Raw genomic sequence first — 18,953 nt, 5'->3', positions numbered from 1 at the left:
TGGCATCACATCTTCTACTCAGCAGATATGGCAGCGTATACCAAAAGTCTATAATTTTGACGTGAACATATGATGTAAGGGTGCCCTATGAAAGTCGAAAGCCTCATATCCAGGCTGGAAGAGATAGCCCCGCCAGGCCTGGCGGAAGAGTATGATGCGGGCAGGATAGGGCTGATACTGAAAGGCTCGCGAGAGGTGGGCAGGGTGGCGGTAGCGCTCGACCCCACGCCCTACGCCATCAGGCGGGCGGCAGAGGATGGCGCCGGAATGCTGGTCACCCACCATACGCTAATATGGGACCCGGTAAGCCGGATAAGCGAGGAACTGGCCCATAAGCTACGCCTGCTGCTGGATAATGGCTTATCACTGTATACGATGCACACGAACTATGACAACGCCCCGGGCGGGGTGAACGACGTCCTGGCCGGCCTGATAGGCCTCAGAAGCCCCGAGGCTTTCTACGGGGGAAGGGTGGGCACCGTAGAGGAGATGAGCCTACGAGAGCTCGCCTGCATGGCCTCGGCCCGCCTTGGCTGCAGCGTAGAGTACGTGGGCGAAGAGAGCCGGATGGTCCGGCACGTCGCCACCGTGGCCGGCAGCGGCTTCAGGCTCGCCCTGGAGCATGCGAAAGAAAACCGTATAGACGTAGTCCTATCCTCCGAGCTCAAGCATGACGTCATAAGGGGCCGCGGCGAGGTGGCCCTCGTGAGCGCGCCCCATTACTATACCGAGGCGCCGGCGATGAGAAGCCTGGCCGAGAGGCTGAACGCCATCGTGCCCACAGTATTTATAGACGACCCGCCCCGCATAAAGACGATAAAATGGGATGAAATACGTGAGCGTGTTTGACGATGCGAGGAGAGAGGGCCTGACGCCCGACGTTGAAAAACGCCTCGTGGAGGAGTACGGCTCGAGGGGCAAAAAGGCCATAGATGCCGTGAGGTCTGGCAAGGTTAAGAAGTACAGGGACTTCTTCGTGGTGAGAGGCTTCAGCGGCGAGTACATCGTCGAGGACGATTTTTGCACCTGTAACGATTACCTGTACAGGCTTTCGGTCAAGGGCGGCATATGCTATCATTCCATCGCGGTCCGCCTGGCGAAGACGACCGGGGTTTATGAGGAGGTCGACCGGTGGTACCTGGATGCGTTGAGGTGAGCGTTTTCCGCCAGGCATTAAAAAAGGTACCCGAAGGCCTGGGATACGCCCTGCTGCTCTTCGTGGCGACCCGTGCGGCCCTGATGCTAATAGGCCTCATATCACACGACGCCTTCGGCGGGCGAGACCTCAGCGAGTTCCCACGCTGGTTTGACATGTGGAACGTGTGGGACTCTAACTGGTACATCGATATAGCAAAGAATGGCTATTCGACGGCCACGAATTCCGTGAACATGGCCAACTATGCCTTCTTTCCGCTATACCCGATGGCGATGAGGCTGGCGGCAGCCTTAATAGGGGACTACTTCGCCGCAGGCCTCGCCATATCTAACGTTTGCCTGATCATCGCATGCGTATACTTATACAAGCTTGTCAGGCTTGACGATGATGAGCGGACCGCGAGGCGGGCCATAAAATACCTGTTCCTGTTCCCCACCGCTTTCATTTTTTCAGGAGTGTTCACCGAATCCACCTTTCTGGCGCTGAGCCTGGCGTGCTTTTACTATGCGAGGAGGGGTCGCTGGCATTACTCTGGCGTGCTGGGCTTTCTGACTGCGCTGACCCGCCCCTACGGCGTGATCATAGCTTTGCCAATGGCGTACGAATACCTGCGGTCAAAGGACTTTAAGCTCGGCGATGTCAGGCCTGACGCGCTACTCCTATCGCTGCCGCTCATCGGCCTTTCGCTCTTTTGCCTTTATAACTATTGCCTTACCGGGGACCCGCTGGCATTCATGCACATCCAGTCGGCGTGGGGAGGCCGTCTTTCTAATCCCGCCGTCGAGCTTTTGGGCCGCCTGGCCAGCCATAGCGGCGACGTGCGCTTCGAGGCCCTGTTCACCCTCGCCTCGCTCGCCCTTCTAGCCGCATGCTTCAAAAAGATCGACATCTCTTACCTTGCCTACGGCCTTCTTCTGATATTGATCCCCCTCTCGACGCCTAACTCTACCTGGAGCATGGCCAGGTACATACTGGTAGTTTTCCCTGTTTTCATAATACTGGCAAAGATAGGCGAGAATCGCGACCTTGACCAGGCGATGACGATAGTATTGGCGATGTTTCAGGGCCTGCTTATGGCCCTCTGGACCATCTGGAGCTATTATATCATCTAGCAGCGACCTTGTATTTCCATTCATCTTGGTTTCACCACGAGGTACACAAAAAACACCAGGCTTTTCACCACAAAGAACACAAAAAACACTAGGCTTTTCACCACTAGGTACACAAAAAACACTAGGTACACAATCTCTTTATTATTTAAAAAAATTGTGTACTTTGTGTTTCCTTGTGTACCTTGTGGTAAAAAAAAGTGGTGTTAGCTTTGTGTACCTTGTGGTGAAAAAAGTAGTTACTAGACGTCGATGCGTTTGCCGACCTCTTTAGGGTCATACATGAGGGAGACGAGCCGGCTCTGGCCCCTCACGCCCTTACCCGTATTATTGAGAGAGACCAGCTTCAGCCCCTCGAGGCGGTTTACCATCTCATAGAACGACGTGTAGCCCAGCCCGGTCTTCTCCCGGAAGCGATCATAAAGCTCCCCCGACATCATCTCATCCTTACCCGACTCCACGATACACTTCAATAGCGCCTTCTCCTCCTTCTTGAGGCTCCTTATAGTATAGTTCAGGTGGACATACCTGGACCCCTCGTAGGCCCTCTCGACGTCCTCCTCGGATATGGTCCGGCTGGCGCGACGCTCGGCGTTCAGGCCGGCGCGCTTCAGCATGTTTATCCCCACCCTCAGGTCGCCCGTCTCGGCCGTATACCTGGCCACGCGGTCTACGAGCTCCTCGGAGATCACGCCCTGCATGAAGCCGTACTTAATCCTGTACTTTAAGATGTCCTTGATCTCTTCCAGCGAATACTGGGGGAACAGTATCTCCTCCGGGAGGAATACGGATTGTACCTGTGGCGTGAGGTCCCTTGCCATGTCCAGCGTCAGGTCGCTCAGGATGGCTATAGCGCCAGCCTTGGCGCCCGGCTGTACCTCGTGCATCCTCAGGAGGGAGTATAGCACCTCGTCGGCCTCCTTGCTAGCCATGAGATAGTTAAAGTCGTCCAGCGCAACTATAAGGACTCGCTTCTTCTCCACGAGGTGCTTCGCTATCTGCGAGAATAGCTTTTTAAAGGAGATCCCCGAAGACGGGGGAGGGTAGCCGAACAGCTTCTTAAATATTTGGGCGAAGATGGCATACCTGGTGGAGTCCAGCTGGCAGTTGATGTAGACCGGTACGACCTTCTGGGTGGCGTTTTCCAGCTCTGAGAATACTTTCAGCACGGCCGATGTCTTGCCCGTGCCCGGGGCGCCCCGGCAGCAGGCGTTCAGGGGCGTCGAGCCCCGCAGGGCGGGCGACACGCTAAACTTGAGCGAGCGCATCTGCGCCTCACGATGCAGGAGGTTTTCCGGCAAAAAATCCAGTTCGAAGTATTCCTGCTCTTTGAATACGGTCTGGTCCCAGAGTAGGATATCTTTAGTCATGATGGTTCAAACTTTCACTCCAGTGATACAATGCGTGTGCCCATTAATATACTATGTGGAATGCGTGGTGAAAGTATTACCTTTCTCTCTTCTGGAAGCGCTTTATTTATTAGCCCGCCTTCGGAGCGCTATGGCCATGTATTTTTTATGCGGGATCATCATCTCAGGGGAGGAATACTTTCAGCGGGTAGCTGGTTGGCGATGATAATGTGCCGCCAAGCCATCCTAGAGCCCATTCATAATACGAACACCAAAAGCTTTAAGCGGCTGCCTATCAATTAAAAACTAAGGGGATGATGAAGTATGGATAGTGCAGCACCCACAATTTTCGAGCGAATAGAGCAAAAGCTAAACGCGATGGGCGCACACGTTGACAACACGGACATCAACGAAGCGCTAAAACAGGTCGAGGCAAGGCTAAACGACAACCCGGAAGACATGGACTCCAAGCTAACCAGGCTAGAGCTAAAAGTCGTAGAGCTGGCCAGGATGCTGGACGCCGCCCTTGCCGCCGGAAACGGCAGCGTGAGCAAGGCGCCAGCCGAGGCCGAGCAGCACGCTCCGCCAAAACAGGGCGTAAAAAAGATCAAAAAACTTCAGCAAAACCCTGCCACAGGCGTCATAGAAGAGGTCGAGGTGGAGGACAGCCCGTCCGAGCACTTCATAGTCGCGGATAGCAGGGGAAGGTTTACCGCTTCAGGCGAGGCTCGAAAGGAGAAGAAGACGGTTTTCATCGCGGCAACCGACGACGAGCCGGTCAACGCGGCCAAGAAGTAACCGCCCGGCGATAAACCAGGCCTTTTTGGTCATGGCACCAGTAGCCCTGCCCATGGCGAAAAAACGCCTTATACCCCTTTATTTCCTCTGGAAGCCCATCCGCCGAGGCCCGCTGCCAGGCGAACGCAAAGCTTTTATCCCATTATATAAAACACATTTAATGCCTCAAGCAGTGGCAGGTAACCTAATGTTGACGCGTAGATACCTTATCGCTTTATTAATGGCAATCACTTTTATTGCCCCGGCGCTCGCCGCTGAGCCGACCCTCGACTGGGCATATCAGGTGGGCCAGCCGGGACAGGGCAGCGCCTACATATCAGCATCGCCCGTCTATAACAATGGCATGCTATACGTCTGCTCCCTCGATGGCATTGTATACGCCATCCACGCCCAGAGCGGCGTCCCACAGTGGAAGTTCAAGGCCGGCTCCACGGTGCTCGCCAGTCCCGCCTTCCACGATAACACCCTGTACGTGGGGACGGCCAATGGCATGTTTTACGCCATAGAGACATTTAGTGGAACGGAAAAGTGGAGGTTTAAGGCCGCGAGTAACGTCGACTCGACGCCGCTGATCATGAACGGCATAGTCTTCGTGGGGTCCGATGACGGGCGCATATACGCCCTCAAACCGTCAGACGGCGAAGAGATATTGAACGTGAGCGTGGGAGGCGGCGTATCTACCGCTCTGGAGGGCTACGATAACGTGGTGTACGCGAGTACCCTCAATGGCAGGGTCGTGGCCGTCGACCCCAGTTTTGGCAAGGTGAAGTGGAGCGTCAACGTAGGGGAGAGGGCGTACTCGCCCCTCGCCCATGATGGCTACCTATACGTGGGCACCTATGACGGCAGCGTAATATCGATGGAGACCTACCAGGGGAGCATGGCCTGGAAGAGCCAGGCGGGCGGCCAGGTCGTCTCAAGGCCAGAGTACTATGACGGCAACATTTACGTCGGGTCGTGGGATGGCAACCTGTACGCCTTCAACGCCACAAATGGCGAGATGGCGTGGAAGTTCTCCACCGGCGGGCCGATCAAGGCCTCTCCGTTTATCGATAAGGCCAAGGGCATCATATACGTCGGATCGGGAGACAGGTGCCTGTACGCGGTCGACGCCAGATACGGCCTGCAATACTGGAAGTTCCGGGCCGACTCGCCAGTCTATTCCACGCCCATCATGGTGGACGATAAGCTCTACTTTAGCTCTTATGGCACTAGCTCGGGAGGCGGCACTGTGTACTCTCTCACCCTTCCCGCGTCCGTGGCGCTGGCCACGCCCACTCCAGGCCCGACCGCCACTCCCACCCCTACCGTGGCGCCCTCTGAGGAGCCGATCGTGGCCACCTATAAGCCATCTCCAACCTCATCGCAGTCGTGGTGCCCCGTTCCCGTGCTTTTGGGCGCTTCCGTTATAGGAGTTGTGGCCGTTGCCGCCCATCGCCGGCGACGTTAAGGCCTCTAAACCCTAACAATGTGGATATTCAATAACATGCCTGATACCCTCTATATAAAAGCCATTTCTTCCCTTGTTAAGGGCTGGGCGTTGATACGTTAGAGTTCTTAGTGTTTTGACCGTGTCTTCGTGTGTTAGTGCAAGTCCTGTTTCGTGTTTCAAGCTATGATAGCAATCATTATTCAATGCAGCAAATTAATAGAAAGGTTTATCGTATTTCGCGTAGAAAAATATAAATATAAATGAGGCGCGCGCCGTGGAAGCTGACAAATACAAAGAAAAAGTATTAAAAAATATAAAAAATGATATCGTTGAAAAATATATTTTGCTATTATTAGCTTCTTCTAACTGTGAATTGATTGATGGAAAAACTAAATTAATGAAAGAATTATTTTTTATATCTAAAAATGTCCCTAAACTTGAAGAGAAAGCTGATTTTCAGGCAGACAATTTTGGCCCTAGCAGCGATATAGTAATTGAAAGATTAGAACAATTAAAATCAATGGGACTTATAGATGATAGAAATAATAAATATATATTAACTTCTGTAGGAAAAGAGTTCTTAACTGAACTTTATAAAAATACTAGCATGAATGATCTAAAAGTGATAGATCACATGAAAGGCCTTTTTAATCAATTAAGTGAGGATGAAATACTGGGAATTGTGTATACTGATTATCCAGAAATGACTCGTGCGTCCTTAGTAAAAAATAAAATAAAAAATAAAAAATTGAGTATTGCTATAAATCTACTTAAAAAAGGGAAGGTTAGTATAGGCAAAGCTGCAAAAATAGCGGATATGCCAATCGATGTTTTTTATGATAAATTAAAAGAACTCGGCGTAAAAGTTGAGATGGGTTATTAATGAAGCTATTGGATACATCAGTTATCCTATTATTTATAAAGGACATAGATGGGAAAAAATATTTTAGCGCCTTAATATCTAATGGAGAAATATTAAAAATACCTCCATCGGTCTATAATGAAATTAAAGATACAAATACAAGGACTGAGCTGGATAATTTGTTATTTCAACATATAATAGGAAAAGTGGATCATAATGATATGACAATTGAAAATGTTATTAGGACCAGGTATCCTGAGTTAAATGATGGGGAAATTAATGTAATATGTTCTGGTTTGAAATTAAAGGAGAATGGGGTCCCATTTTTTTGCGTTATTGATGAAAAACCAGGAAGAAAGGCAGCACAAGAGCTTGGATTACCGCTCACGGGCTCTATTGGATTACTCAATATATTAAAGGCAAAAGGCCTTTTAGATAAAAGCCAGCGAATTAAAATCACGGATGAGATAAAACAGTCGGCATTTTGGATTGACGATGAGATATTGAGGGTGTTTATTAATGAGTAAAGAAATAAAAGTATCGAATACGGATATAGCCGATGACTTGTTATTAAAAAAGCAATTGGTTAATATCAATAGTAAAAATATCAATACTCCTATTAAAACAATAAGCGCAAGGAATTGTCGTTCTGATATTCAAATAAATAATGATGTTAAAGGTTTAAACGAAATTTATACGTCTTTTAATGAAAAAACGCTATTAGAATATTTAGATGGCAAAAGAAGCTATTTAAAACAGAATAAAAGAATTAAAAACATGATTGGTAAAACTAGAGAAGATGAAGTGGTGCTTACTTTTGTATCATATACAGGATATAATTATCCTATTAGGAAGGGTATAGATTTTTTAACTAACATTTCCTATCTTAATTCTGATGCTACAGTTCTTCCTTTACTACCTTATATTTTTAAAAATGATAATCGAGATTTCAGGGATAAATTAACTGATTATACCAAGTTTATGAGAGAATGTATTGATTCTATTAACCGATTAAACAATAAAGCGATTATCGGCGTTATTCCTGCTGCTATACCTCCTCCACTTATTAGTGAATTAATCGAATTTTATTATGATAATAATATTAAATCATTTGTTTTCGATTTTATGGGAAATAAACCTAATGTTGTCGATCTACAGGTAAGAGAAATGATGGCCTGTCTAAACGGCCCTGAATACCAATTATTGGGTAAGTCCTTTTTTTATGCTATAAATGCTAATAGCGGTAAATTGTTACATGATTTTCCAGTTGTTGAGGCAAAAGAGTATTTAGCTTTTGGATATGGGTTTGATGCTTTAGGGGATAATCATTTTATAAAACGAATTCCAAAAAATGTTAGTGAACTTATTAGATTAGTTAATCGTGGAAAAGACCCAATCCGTAGATTATTTAATAATGTTGATTATGGATATTATAAAACGAGTGAACTTAATATATTAAAAAATGTTTATCCTGATGATACATCTATACCGTTTAGCGTTTTTGAAAATTATAAAACTAATAAAGTAAAGGCAATAGATGCTCAGATATTGTATAATAATGAAAGATTGGGCATCGAGGCAATAAAATATAGAGATTTAATAAGAGAAGAAAAAGAAAAGACATCTGAATACTTTAAGAGAAAAACCTATGTGAACAATAGAGAAATACTCAATCTTCAAGAATTTAGAAAGAATGTTGATCTGTGAACATATTTGTTTATTCGCTAATCAGACCGCATGAAAGCCTAGATGGAAAGACACCCGCAGACTTGACAGAACCTAAAAAGACAACTTTAATATACTGGAATGGTAGTCACGTTCATTGCCGGAGGTAATAGGATTGCTAAGCGTTATCGTCCCTGCCTATAACGAGGAGAAGAGGATTGAGAGGACTTTGAGGGATTATAGCGAGGGGCTTCGGGCTTCAGGCAGGGATTTCGAGATTATCATCGTTTGCGATGGCGTTGATGATACTGCCAGGCTTGCCTCGCCCTACGGGAGGGTTTTGGTTTTTAATCATCGTCTGGGGAAAGGCGGGGGCGTCTTAGAGGGCTTCAAGGCAGCAAGGGGCGATGTTGTGGGGTTTACTGATGCCGACAACTCCCTTAAAGTGGACCAGTTTTTGCGTCTTGTGGAAGAGATGGAGCGCACGGGCGCCGGGTGCGTGATAGCTGACAGGAAGTCCAAGGAGTCGATCATACTTGAGGGCCAGTATCTTGTGAGGAGGTTTGCGAGCGAGGCCTTTAACTTCTTGCTGTCTCGCGCTATTTTCGGGCTGAGGATAAGGGATTCGCAGTGCGGCGGGAAGGTCTTTAAGCGGGAGTACATAGAGAAGGTTGCGCCCCTGATGGTCTGCAGGGGGTTCGAGTTCGACGTGGAGCTACTATGGCGTCTCAAGAATGCGGGCTGTGAGATAAGAGAGGTGCCCGTAGTGTGGAAGGACGACAAGAGGAGCACTTTTAGCTTCAAGTACGTGCCCTCCATGTTTTTTAGCTTGATGAAGGTAAGGCTGGGGCTTTATAAAAGGGTATAATTTCAACAGGCTTATTAATGATGGGATCGTATTCTTTTCGAATCGATGGGTTGAGAACTTGAAGTCATGAGACCATAGAGGTGGAACCCCCCGTTCAGAGACGGGAAAGCAGGGGAAAGGATAATTGAGATTACCCACCACAAGCTAAACGAATGCTAATACAACCCTTCCAATACCACAAAATGTTTATCGCATATAAGCAATTGTTTAAGGTAGATATACATGACTAAAAGGGCGCTTATTACAGGCATCACCGGACAGGACGGCTCATACCTGGCAGAGCTATTATTAAAAAAAGGCTACGACGTATACGGGCTCGTCAGACGGACAAGCAATATAAACACTTCGAGAATTGAAAATATACTGGATAAAATCAATCTCATCCAGGGCGACATGGCCGACCAGAGCTCGCTAATAAGCGCGGTCAAGCAAAGCCAGCCGGACGAAGTGTATAACCTGGCGGCACAATCCTTTGTTGGCTCCTCCTGGTCCCAGCCCATATTCACGGGAGACGTGACAGGCCTTGGAGTCGCCAGGCTGCTGGAGGCCATAAGGGTCAACGAGCTAAACGCGAAATTTTACCAGGCCTCCTCGAGCGAGATGTTTGGTAAAGCCGTCGAGACCCCACAGAATGAGAAGACGCCATTTCATCCTCGAAGCCCCTATGGCGTGGCAAAGGTGTATGGACACTGGATAGCCGTGAACTACAGGGAAAGCTACGGCATGTTCGTGTGCAGCGGCATACTCTTTAACCATGAATCGCCCCGCAGAGGAATGGAGTTCGTAACCAGGAAGATATCGAACGGCGTCGCCCGGATATACCACGGCCTGGACTCGGAGCTGAGATTGGGCAACCTCGACGCGAAAAGGGACTGGGGCTACGCAGGCGATTACGTGGAAGCCATGTGGCTCATGCTTCAGCAGAAAACGCCCGACGACTATGTGATAGCGACCGGGGAGACGCACACGGTCAGGGAGTTCTGCGAGATAGCGTTCGAGGCAGCCGGGCTTGACTGGAAGAAGTACGTTAAGATCGACCCGAGATTTTTAAGGCCAGCGGAGGTCGAGCTGCTGATGGGCGACTCTTCAAAGGCTCGAAAGGCGCTGAAGTGGAAGCCGAGGGTATCTTTCAAAGAACTGGTCCGAATGATGGTACAAAGCGACATAGACCTTCTTGCTAGAGAGAGCCGGCAGAAAGCCGTCGCGCAGGATTATTCGCCAGTAAAATCAGGCCGACTAAAAGTGAACTAATAGTTTTATTCTGGAGCGTTTGTGACCATGCCATGGAAGGGGGCGCGAGTACTCGTCACAGGGGCGAGCGGCTTCATTGGCGGGTACCTCATGGACGCTTTGGCGCAGCATGGGGCCAGTGTGACCGCCCTGATAACGGGCCGTAAGGGCCTGGGAAGGCGTGACGTCGGCCAGGCCATAGGTAACGTCGCCGATCCTGCGTCGCTAAAAGGCGTCTGCAGGGATGTAGACGTAGTATACCACCTCGCCGCGATATCGAACGTGGCCAAGGCCGTCCAGAACCCGGCGCTGACACTGAGCACGAACACCTTTGGCACTATGAACATGCTGGAGGAGGCCCGCCTTTCTAATGTGAAAAAGTTCGTATACGTCAGCAGCGCTCATGTGTACGGCGCTCCGCAATATTTGCCGGTGGATGAGGCGCACCCGGTGGTGCCGAGGGAGCCTTACGCGGCGAGCAAGATAGCCTCCGAAAAGATCGTAGAAGCGTATGGTAACGCTTATGGGATGGACTATGCTATAATAAGGCCTTTTAACGTGTATGGGCCGGGACAGGATGAGAGCTTTCTCATACCTGGCGTCATCAAACAAGCCCTGAAAGGTAAAGAAATTAGGGTGGGCAACGTGAGCCCTACGCGGGATTTTCTTTATGTTGAGGACTGTGTTGAGGGATTTCTTGTCATAGGGGATGCTGGCTCGGGCGTGTACAACATAGGCTCCGGGGAAGAGATACGCATACAGGACCTGGTGGAAAAGATCAGGGACATGATAGACCCATCGATCCCTATCTTGAGCGATAATGAGCGGATGAGGGCGGGTAAAGTGGAGATACCAAGGATGCTGGCTGACGTGTCGAAGCTGAAAAGGCTGGGATGGAGCCCCAAGATAGGGCTAGAGGAAGGCCTCGCCAGGACCATCTCAAAAGAACGCTACAGGTGAATTGCATATATATCAACCATTAATTTAGCAATTATACAACAAGGGATGTTCAAATGTCGCATTTCAAATGCCTCGTGACGGGCGGAGCAGGGTTTATTGGGTCACATATATCTCGTCGGTTGGTTGAGTTAGGACATGAAGTCATATGCCTCGATAATTTTGATGATTATTACGATAATCGGTTGAAAGAAGATAATATACGGCCACTGCTCGCATGCTCGAACTACCGGCTGGTCAGAGGAAGCATCCTCGATGAAAAAATATTGGAGGAATGCATAAAGGACATAGACTTCATCTTTCATAATGCGGCCCGCCCGGGCATCAGGGAATCCATCAAAAATCCCATGCTTACCCACGAGGTGAACACTACAGGAACATTGAGGGTGCTTGAAGCCGCACTGGCAGCAAACGTGAAAAAAGTGATATATGCTTCATCTTCGTCGGTATATGGTAATGTCGATCAATTCCCCCTCAAAGAAACGTCCCCGACCCGGCCCATATCGCCCTACGGTGCCTCCAAGCTCTGCGCCGAGAACTATTGCGAAATCTACCGCGAGGTCTATGGGCTTAAAACGATATCGTTAAGGTATTTCACGGTTTTTGGCCCTGGTATTCGACCTGACCTTGCCATATCAATCTTCACACGAAAAGCGCTTGCTGGAGAGGATATAGATATCTTTGGCGATGGGAACAAGAGCCGTGATTTCACATACATAGACAATGTCATCGATGCGAACATCCTGGCCATGACGCGGGGTATGGGAGTCTATAACATTGGCGGCGGCCATAGTATTACTATCGATGAACTCGCCAGGTCAATTATCCGGTTAACCAGTAGCTCCTCGAAAATAATCTACGGGAAAAACGTGCCCGGCGACGTTGAGCGCACCATGGCAGATATCGATAAAGCCCGGAGAGAATTGGGCTATATGCCTAAAGTCGATGTAACGGAAGGGCTTAAAAAATATATCGACTTTGTACAGGCAAATCGGCCATAAATACAATAGATGATATGAGAAGGCAAAAGACCATAGCTTATTCCGATTTAAAGCTTTTTTTATCTAGTATTTGAAAAACATGGTCTGAAATTATTGCGTATACTCCAAGCAACGCGGTAAACATTAAAATCATTAGGTGTATGGCAAAAGCGGAGGATATAGCAGCATCCTTGGGCGCCCCTAAGGCCATTAAGGCCGCTGATAAGATCAGTTCTGTCGTGCCAAGGCTCGCAATCCCGTGGATCGGGAGAGCGCTGAACATAACGGAGATCATTGTTGCAGCGATGATTGCCCATATGCCAATGCCTAAGCCCATGTTCACCGCCAGGATGCTAGTAGACAAGGAAGCCATTATCCAGATGAGGAGCGAGAGCCCAAAAATAATAAACACTTTACTCTGTGAGTCGGAAGACGAATAATACTCCACGACCTCCTTTAGCTTCGACCGGATGAGCGGAAGAGGGAGCCAACCAAAGACCTTTATCCTAAGCAAGCGATTGGTCATATCCAAAAGCTGCGGGCCATACCAGATAACCAGCATTATGCCAGCGATCATCAGGACAGCCATCACCAGCACTAAAGGCTCGGCCTCAGTAAATATATCCGTCTTGCCCCGTGTCATCACCAACGCCAGTACGAAGAGCACACAGACGGCCAGAGCATCGAACATCCTCGCAATGGCCACAGTCGCCAGGCCGATGCCGGCCTGGAGGCCCATCTGCACCTTGGACAGGTAAACGAAAGCAAGCTCGCCGGTTTTGAAAGGCAGGATGCTATTCGCCAGCATGTGCATGCAAACGATGTTGAACATGGTACAGTATCCTACCCTGCTTTTAAGCATGAGGCGGAACCGGACGGCTCTGAACACATATAATAATACATATAGAGCGAAGCTCAGCACCAAAAACTTTGGACTAATGGATAATAAAGCGTTCACTATGTCCGAGAGCGATATCTGCACTAGTAATATGACGACCAATAATAGAGTAATTGGTATGACCAGCCAGCGTGCCAGATTCTTTTTATTCATATACCTACCAACCATAGGCATAACCGATATATAAGCATAGGGTGAATAAACCTATGCTTTCAGAAGAGGGTAGTTGAGGTAAAAATGTCGGGTGATGTTGCTACTGATGGGCATCCTTCACTTTCGGTAGTAATCCCAATTTATAATGAGTCAGAGAGCATCGTTCAATTATATGACGAGCTTACGGCGGCCCTTGATAAGTTAGGGCAATCCTATGAAGTCATATTCGTAGACGACGGCTCCACTGATGGCTCGTTTAACGTATTGAGCGACCTCTGTAAACATTCGAAGAATCTTAAAGTGATACGCCTAAGGCGTAATAGCGGGCAGAGTGCAGCGCTGAGCGCCGGATTTGACTATTCATGCGGGGACTATATCATAACCATGGATGGTGACCTCCAGAACGATCCTGCGGATATACCGCGATTACTTGAGAAGATGACTGAAGGCTATGATGTGGTCTGTGGCTGGAGAGTAAACCGTAAAGACCCACTTTCCAAAAAACTTTTCTCGAAGCTCTCAAATATTTTAAGGCAAATTTTAATCAAAGATAAAGTCCACGACTATGGCTGCACTCTCCGTGTCTACAAAAGGGAATGCATCAATGACTTCGAATTATTCGGCGAAATGCATCGCTACATACCCGCGCTGATGGTCGTTAACGGCTATAGTGTGGGTGAAGTCAAGGTTAACCATCGGGAGAGATGCCATGGAAAATCGAAATATAACTGGAAGAGACTATTTAAAGGCTTCACCGACCTGATTGTAGTGACGTTCTGGAGCCGGTTCGCAACACGGCCAATGCATATATTCGGGACTGCTGGCCTTGCCATAGGGGCGCTGGGGGGTTTTGTCACTCTATACTACATCTTCGGCAGAATATTCTTAAACATATCCCTGGCCGATAAGCCCATGTTTATTCTATCAGTGCTCTCGATCATCATAGGCCTACAGTTCATTGTCTTCGGTATACTGGCTGATATTTCCCTCAAGACATACTATAATCAGAAAAAATTCAAGAATTATAGGGTGGAAAAAATCATAGGGTTCTCTGACGAGCCACTGAAGGTTTCGATGATAAAACAGTTATAGTGAGGTCCATGAGAATACTTATCATTAATTACGAGTTCCCGCCGCTCGGTGGCGGCGGAGGCATCGCCTGCCGTCTGTTATCGAAGGAACTAGCAAAGAGGCACCAAGTGGACTACATTACAACTGGCTTTAAAGGCCTGAAAAAAATAGAGGTCGTGGACGGCGTCAACGTTTACAGGGTGCCAGTACTTGGTAGAAAAGATTTAGCCACATCAACTTTACTATCTATGCTCACATTTTTTCCATCGAGCATGTTAGCAGGTATAAAACTCTGTAGAAAAAACTGCTATGATGCAATCAGCGCCCATTTCGTTGTGCCATCAGGTCTCACGGGTGTCCTGCTATCCAAGCTATTCCATGTGCCAGTGATCACATCAGTATATGGCGGCGACATTTATGACCCCAGCAAGAAATCGTCTCCTCATAAGTATTTTTTTTCGAGGAAGGTCATCACGTGGCTTCTGAACAATTCAGAAAGTATAATAGCAGAGTCAAACAACATAAAAAAGCTTACGGAAAAATATTACGGGCCTAAAAAGGATATAAAGGTCATCCCAGTGGGATTCGAGAGGCCATCATTCAACCCAACAACCAGAGAAGCCCTTGGTATTTCGTCAAAGGACTTCATTATTATTTCTATTGGTAGGCTAGTCAGGAGGAAAGGTTTCGACCAGGCCATAAGAGCAGTGGCGCAATTACCTTATGATAATTTGAAATACCTCATCATCGGGGAAGGGCCAGAAGATATCGCCCTCAAGGAGCTGGCAATACAATTAGATGTCAAAGATAAAGTAAAATTTTTAGGATACCAGCCTGACGATAAAAAGTTTCAATACCTTGCCTGCGCAGACATCTACCTTTTAAGCTCTCTGCACGAAGGCTTTGGTATCTGTCTCATGGAGGCTATGTATAGTGGCTTGCCCATCGTGGCAACTAACAATGGAGGTCAAACCGACCTGCTAGAAGAAGGTAAAAATGCCTTGCTGGCCCGGGAACCAGGGGAGCTCGCGTCTAAAATAAAGGTTATGATGGAGGATAAAGGTCTCCGGGAAAAAATTGGAAAGAATAATAAAAATGACATAGAGCGGTATTCTCCAGAGCGCATAATCAGTGAATACCAAAAAATATTATCATGGTGAGTCCATGAACCAGAGAGAATACTACGATAGCCATGCCGTGCAGTTTGACAAGGGCGCATTATTTGCTAGGGAAAATAGGAACCACCTTCAAAAGATAAAAGCCATATCTGACATGCTCGGCCTAGAAGTCCTGGACGGAAAGAAATGCCGCTTACTGGAAGTTGGTACAGGGACAGGAATACACGCTAGGTATATCATGGATAATTTTAAAAATGTAGAATATGTGGGTGTCGACATATCTAGAGGCATGCTTCTAGAGGCCAAGAAAAGGCTTCCAGGCTGCCGCACGCTACTGGCCGGAGATGGGGAAAATTTGCCATTTAAGGCTGGCTCTTTTGACTCGGTGTATATCTCGGGAAGCCTGCATCATTTTGGAGATCCTAAAAAAGGGCTTTATGAGTTAGTGCGAGTCGTCAAGCAAGGTGGTAATTTATTAATAATGGAACCTTACTGGCTTTTTCCAACAAACTTCCTCGCCGGATTAACAAATAAAGCCGAGCGGGGTATCTTTAATATTACGGAAAAGATGCTTTGTTGAATAAATTGGGGTATTCTTTTTTGCCTGGTGTTCTTGCGGGCTTGGCCTATATCATGTTTAGTAGTATGTTGTATGCTAATAGTTTTGTTCTCATCTCCCGGTACATTCCTTGTATGCTGGCCGCTCTCACGGTTTCGCCGAAGATCCTCTTAACTACGGATATGACGCCTTCTACGCCCCATCGTTTTCCATAGCCCTTCTTTTTGCTCCACTCCTTGTAACCCAGGTTTTGCCTTTCCCTCACGCACTGGGCCCGGTAAAGCGAGCCATGGGATTTCGTGCTGGCGTTGCTTCTCGTCTTGATCCCCGACTCTATCCCGCCTTTTTTCAAGAGGTTGAAGGCATGCCTGTCATCGTAGGCGCCGTCAGCCAACACTTTTATTACGCCCTTCGAGTTGGCCTTGCTCTGCTCTAACAGCGAGGGGAACATGTCAGCGTCGCCGACCTCCTCGTTGGTTATCTCCAATCCAAGGATTTGTTTGCTCTCCACGTCCACGCTGAGGTGCACCTTGATCCACCCCCGGTGGTTGTTCCACTTCTCCCGCATCCACTCCCCCCGGTTGGTAACACGAATGCCCGTACTATCCACGGCTATGACCACGTCACTGCCAGCCACGATAGTGCTGGAAAGATCCAGTTTCAAACCCTTTATCCTCTTAAAAAGGGTCGTGTAATCAGCCGGCTCCAAGGGGGCGTGCTGTGACAAAGCCCTGAGAAACCCTTCCATCTGCCTGAAGGGCATGAAAAACCACACGTGCAACAGGGCCATCCATTCTACGAACGCCTCCGGGAAACGAAAGGGCCGACCCCGCTTCCCCTCGTTCATCTTCCTTACTTCCTCGCCCCACCGCTCCAAGAAATCAAGGCTCAAGTACAATTCGCCCCGCCTTACCAGTTCCTCGTTATACTCCTTCCAATCCCGCTTATCCTCGTACTTCTTACCCCACCGCCCCCCACGTTTTTTACGCATAAAAACAACAAAAAACCCATAAACCAAATACCCTCGCAAGCACACCAACCAATTAAAAACCACCATTTATTCAACAAAGCAGGAAAAGAACTTTAAAAAATGGTCCATGAATGTAAACACACGTAACGTAAAGGTAAGACACATGCTATATACCCCTCCAGTGCCCGAAAGGCTAAACCAGGTCTATGACTTGATCGATGCATACCTAGCATGTATACCCGCCATTTCTAAATTATCAATTATGATATGTCTATATATAGAAAAAAGTTAATTATAGCAATATAATGGCACTATTAAAAGTTCACTGAAAATAAATAAAATGTTGAGGACTTTGATTATTTAAGTGTTTTCTGTGCAATCGGTCTTTGGTGATGTGTTTTTGGATGTATTTCTGGTGGATATGGGGGTTTTTGTCTTGTTTTTATGCTTGATCATATCTATTCTTCGTCCTTTTTCCCGCTTTTTTAGATAGCTTGCGCTACCCATGTTTTTTTCTTTTTTACGGTGACAAGTTGGTACAGGTTGTAATCCAGGCACCTGAAAAAGTTCTCGGCGTGTACCCGGTGTGAGCGTTTCCGCCTCGTCCTACCATTATGAAAGTCTCTTTTTATCACTGAGAACGGTCTTTCCACCAGTGCCCGGATCCCGCTGATGAGCCGGTTCTCCGCGGCCTGGTATTCGTTGAGCGGCTTGTTCCTCGCCATCTTATGCAAGGTGTAATCAACCGCACCCACGGGCAAATCATGACACCCGGCGTAGCCTTTATCCCTGAACACGTACATGTCGCCCTCTCTAACCAGCGAGACCCGTGAGTCGTGCAGGCTGGCAGCGCTCGTCTCGAACTCGACGATGAGCTGCGACTTGGAGTCCACGAGCACGTGCAGCCTGTCCCCGTGAAACACCCGGCCGTTCTTCACCGTGAAAGTGCCATGATCGTCCATGTGGCTGAGCTGCTTCTCAGTGTAAATTATAGGTTCCTGGTTCTCTTTTTTCTTCTTCTCCTCGCTCATCCTCTTCCGCCCCGTGTCGCTCTCGATGAACGTGGCATCCTGGATCACTCCCTCCCGGACCACGAGGCCCCTAGTTTTAAGCTGCCTCTGCAATTCCGTCCACAAATCAGCAAACAACCCTGTCCGTGCCAATCGTTCCCGAAACCTCCACACCGTACTGTAATCCGGAATATGGGCGTCGAAGCCCACGAAATTCATGAAACAAATGTTCGTCTTCAACTGCTGCTCTAATCCAGGATCGCTCAACCCATACCAGGCCTGCAATACGAGACACCTGAACATGACCACCTCGTCATTATGAGGCCTCCCCGCCTTGCCAGGCCCATCATCAAAAACACGGGCAATGATAGGCCGGAAAGCCTCCCAATCAATAACCTGCTTCACAAGATCAAGCCTGTCATCCTGCCTAAGAAACTCGTCATAATACTGCTTGAAGCCCTGATTATACAAATAAGACATGCCAGTAGTCTGGCTTCAAAGTATATAACACTTACTATACAAACATAAGCATACTAATATAAATTTAAAACACAGCTAATACATAGATATTTCAAAACCCTCAAACATAAGCATTAAAGATAATAATTAAATACTTGTATGATAATAATAAGTTTTACAATTATGGGGTATCACAAAATATGATATAATTGTTGATTTAATAAAAAATTTTTAAATATTTTTATGAAACTAGCTAATTCGATCATCTGATCGAATTAACAGTGAGGAAGGGAGTAAAATAACGCAGAC

General features: G+C 47.7%; 19 protein-coding genes. 15 read left to right on the top strand and 4 right to left on the bottom strand.

The window, feature by feature from the left end:
• The first annotated feature begins 87 nt into the window (after nt 1-87).
• Genes MTC_RS03220 through MTC_RS03210 form a run of 3 tightly spaced genes read left to right on the top strand, consistent with a single transcriptional unit; the run spans nt 88 to nt 2,268 of the window.
• A complete protein-coding gene (locus MTC_RS03220) occupies nt 88-849 on the top strand; it encodes a Nif3-like dinuclear metal center hexameric protein (protein ID WP_014405240.1) in 762 nt (253 codons plus the stop codon).
• The gene (locus MTC_RS03215) at nt 827-1,156 is read left to right on the top strand and encodes an SWIM zinc finger family protein (RefSeq protein ID WP_014405239.1); all 330 of its coding nucleotides are present in this window, start codon (nt 827-829) and stop codon (nt 1,154-1,156) included. Before MTC_RS03220 ends, MTC_RS03215 begins: the two co-directional genes overlap by 23 nt.
• Nucleotides 1,132-2,268, top strand: coding sequence for a mannosyltransferase family protein (locus MTC_RS03210; RefSeq protein WP_014405238.1), 1,137 nt, complete (start codon nt 1,132-1,134; stop codon nt 2,266-2,268). The genes MTC_RS03215 and MTC_RS03210 overlap by 25 nt, the downstream gene beginning before the upstream one ends.
• 239 nt (nt 2,269-2,507) lie before the next feature.
• Here MTC_RS03210 and MTC_RS03205 read toward each other — a convergent pair whose 3' ends face one another.
• Entirely contained in the window at nt 2,508-3,635 is a 1,128-nt protein-coding gene (locus MTC_RS03205) for an ORC1-type DNA replication protein (protein WP_014405237.1), read from the bottom strand.
• 303 nt (nt 3,636-3,938) lie between these two features.
• Between MTC_RS03205 and MTC_RS03200 the strand changes: the two genes are divergently transcribed.
• From MTC_RS03200 to MTC_RS03160, 9 genes are all read left to right on the top strand, one after another.
• A complete protein-coding gene (locus MTC_RS03200) occupies nt 3,939-4,412 on the top strand; it encodes a hypothetical protein (RefSeq protein ID WP_014405236.1) in 474 nt (157 codons plus the stop codon).
• Between the two features lie 187 nt (nt 4,413-4,599).
• Complete coding sequence (locus tag MTC_RS03195) at nt 4,600-5,862, top strand: outer membrane protein assembly factor BamB family protein (RefSeq protein ID WP_014405235.1); 1,263 nt, start codon at nt 4,600-4,602, stop codon at nt 5,860-5,862.
• A 256-nt stretch (nt 5,863-6,118) separates the two neighbouring features.
• Nucleotides 6,119-6,727 carry a UPF0175 family protein gene (locus MTC_RS03190; protein ID WP_014405234.1) on the top strand — a complete coding sequence of 203 codons (609 nt, stop codon included), beginning with the start codon at nt 6,119-6,121 and terminating at the stop codon, nt 6,725-6,727.
• Nucleotides 6,727-7,233, top strand: coding sequence for a nucleic acid-binding protein (locus tag MTC_RS03185; protein WP_014405233.1), 507 nt, complete (start codon nt 6,727-6,729; stop codon nt 7,231-7,233). Before MTC_RS03190 ends, MTC_RS03185 begins: the two co-directional genes overlap by 1 nt.
• A complete protein-coding gene (locus MTC_RS03180; RefSeq protein WP_014405232.1) occupies nt 7,226-8,413 on the top strand; it encodes a hypothetical protein in 1,188 nt (395 codons plus the stop codon). Before MTC_RS03185 ends, MTC_RS03180 begins: the two co-directional genes overlap by 8 nt.
• Nucleotides 8,414-8,528: 115 nt before the next feature.
• Nucleotides 8,529-9,239 (top strand): glycosyltransferase, encoded by a 711-nt coding sequence (locus tag MTC_RS03175; RefSeq protein WP_237705958.1) that lies wholly within the window; start codon nt 8,529-8,531, stop codon nt 9,237-9,239.
• Between the two features lie 222 nt (nt 9,240-9,461).
• Nucleotides 9,462-10,490 (top strand): GDP-mannose 4,6-dehydratase, encoded by a 1,029-nt coding sequence (gmd, locus tag MTC_RS03170; protein ID WP_014405230.1) that lies wholly within the window; start codon nt 9,462-9,464, stop codon nt 10,488-10,490.
• A 27-nt stretch (nt 10,491-10,517) separates the two neighbouring features.
• Nucleotides 10,518-11,429 (top strand): NAD-dependent epimerase/dehydratase family protein, encoded by a 912-nt coding sequence (locus MTC_RS03165; RefSeq protein WP_014405229.1) that lies wholly within the window; start codon nt 10,518-10,520, stop codon nt 11,427-11,429.
• A 53-nt stretch (nt 11,430-11,482) separates the two neighbouring features.
• Nucleotides 11,483-12,427: an SDR family oxidoreductase gene (locus tag MTC_RS03160; RefSeq protein ID WP_014405228.1), complete on the top strand. Its 945-nt coding sequence runs from the start codon at nt 11,483-11,485 to the stop codon at nt 12,425-12,427.
• 37 nt (nt 12,428-12,464) lie between these two features.
• Here MTC_RS03160 and MTC_RS03155 read toward each other — a convergent pair whose 3' ends face one another.
• A complete protein-coding gene (locus MTC_RS03155; RefSeq protein ID WP_048188921.1) occupies nt 12,465-13,457 on the bottom strand; it encodes a lysylphosphatidylglycerol synthase transmembrane domain-containing protein in 993 nt (330 codons plus the stop codon).
• Between the two features lie 84 nt (nt 13,458-13,541).
• Between MTC_RS03155 and MTC_RS03150 the strand changes: the two genes are divergently transcribed.
• Genes MTC_RS03150 through MTC_RS03140 form a run of 3 tightly spaced genes read left to right on the top strand, consistent with a single transcriptional unit; the run spans nt 13,542 to nt 16,226 of the window.
• Nucleotides 13,542-14,549 (top strand): glycosyltransferase family 2 protein, encoded by a 1,008-nt coding sequence (locus tag MTC_RS03150; RefSeq protein ID WP_014405226.1) that lies wholly within the window; start codon nt 13,542-13,544, stop codon nt 14,547-14,549.
• Between the two features lie 8 nt (nt 14,550-14,557).
• On the top strand, nt 14,558-15,688 hold the full coding sequence (locus MTC_RS03145; protein ID WP_014405225.1) for a glycosyltransferase family 4 protein: 1,131 nt from the start codon (nt 14,558-14,560) through the stop codon (nt 15,686-15,688).
• A gap of 4 nt (nt 15,689-15,692) precedes the next feature.
• Complete coding sequence (locus MTC_RS03140) at nt 15,693-16,226, top strand: class I SAM-dependent methyltransferase (protein ID WP_014405224.1); 534 nt, start codon at nt 15,693-15,695, stop codon at nt 16,224-16,226.
• A 46-nt stretch (nt 16,227-16,272) separates the two neighbouring features.
• On the opposite strand, the gene MTC_RS12595 is transcribed toward MTC_RS03140, so the two are convergent.
• Together MTC_RS12595 and MTC_RS03130 are read right to left on the bottom strand one after the other, a co-directional pair.
• Nucleotides 16,273-17,196, bottom strand: coding sequence for an IS5-like element ISMeco1 family transposase (locus tag MTC_RS12595; RefSeq protein ID WP_052322780.1), 924 nt, complete (start codon nt 17,194-17,196; stop codon nt 16,273-16,275).
• A 464-nt stretch (nt 17,197-17,660) separates the two neighbouring features.
• The gene (locus tag MTC_RS03130) at nt 17,661-18,665 is read right to left on the bottom strand and encodes an IS5 family transposase (RefSeq protein WP_014405222.1); all 1,005 of its coding nucleotides are present in this window, start codon (nt 18,663-18,665) and stop codon (nt 17,661-17,663) included.
• Between the last annotated feature and the right edge of the window lie 288 nt (nt 18,666-18,953).

The organism is Methanocella conradii HZ254, from assembly GCF_000251105.1.
GTDB classification, from domain to species: Archaea; Halobacteriota; Methanocellia; order Methanocellales; family Methanocellaceae; genus Methanocella; species Methanocella conradii.
Note: the sequence above shows the minus strand (reverse complement) of the source record. Positions and strands in the feature narration are given on the sequence as shown.

What these genes read in the sequence shown, in the direction of transcription:
- MTC_RS03185 (WP_014405233.1), top strand. Translation starts at nt 6,727, where the DNA reads ATGAAGCTATTGGATACATCAGTTATCCTATTATTTATAAAGGACATA.
- MTC_RS03165 (WP_014405229.1), top strand. Translation starts at nt 10,518, where the DNA reads ATGCCATGGAAGGGGGCGCGAGTACTCGTCACAGGGGCGAGCGGCTTC.
- MTC_RS03220 (WP_014405240.1), top strand. Translation starts at nt 88, where the DNA reads ATGAAAGTCGAAAGCCTCATATCCAGGCTGGAAGAGATAGCCCCGCCA.
- MTC_RS12595 (WP_052322780.1), bottom strand. Translation starts at nt 17,196, where the DNA reads ATGCGTAAAAAACGTGGGGGGCGGTGGGGTAAGAAGTACGAGGATAAG.
- MTC_RS03195 (WP_014405235.1), top strand. Translation starts at nt 4,600, where the DNA reads ATGTTGACGCGTAGATACCTTATCGCTTTATTAATGGCAATCACTTTT.
- MTC_RS03130 (WP_014405222.1), bottom strand. Translation starts at nt 18,665, where the DNA reads ATGTCTTATTTGTATAATCAGGGCTTCAAGCAGTATTATGACGAGTTT.
- MTC_RS03205 (WP_014405237.1), bottom strand. Translation starts at nt 3,635, where the DNA reads ATGACTAAAGATATCCTACTCTGGGACCAGACCGTATTCAAAGAGCAG.
- MTC_RS03200 (WP_014405236.1), top strand. Translation starts at nt 3,939, where the DNA reads ATGGATAGTGCAGCACCCACAATTTTCGAGCGAATAGAGCAAAAGCTA.
- MTC_RS03155 (WP_048188921.1), bottom strand. Translation starts at nt 13,457, where the DNA reads ATGAATAAAAAGAATCTGGCACGCTGGCTGGTCATACCAATTACTCTA.
- MTC_RS03180 (WP_014405232.1), top strand. Translation starts at nt 7,226, where the DNA reads ATGAGTAAAGAAATAAAAGTATCGAATACGGATATAGCCGATGACTTG.
- MTC_RS03140 (WP_014405224.1), top strand. Translation starts at nt 15,693, where the DNA reads ATGAACCAGAGAGAATACTACGATAGCCATGCCGTGCAGTTTGACAAG.
- MTC_RS03160 (WP_014405228.1), top strand. Translation starts at nt 11,483, where the DNA reads ATGTCGCATTTCAAATGCCTCGTGACGGGCGGAGCAGGGTTTATTGGG.
- MTC_RS03215 (WP_014405239.1), top strand. Translation starts at nt 827, where the DNA reads ATGAAATACGTGAGCGTGTTTGACGATGCGAGGAGAGAGGGCCTGACG.
- MTC_RS03145 (WP_014405225.1), top strand. Translation starts at nt 14,558, where the DNA reads ATGAGAATACTTATCATTAATTACGAGTTCCCGCCGCTCGGTGGCGGC.
- gmd (WP_014405230.1), top strand. Translation starts at nt 9,462, where the DNA reads ATGACTAAAAGGGCGCTTATTACAGGCATCACCGGACAGGACGGCTCA.
- MTC_RS03150 (WP_014405226.1), top strand. Translation starts at nt 13,542, where the DNA reads ATGTCGGGTGATGTTGCTACTGATGGGCATCCTTCACTTTCGGTAGTA.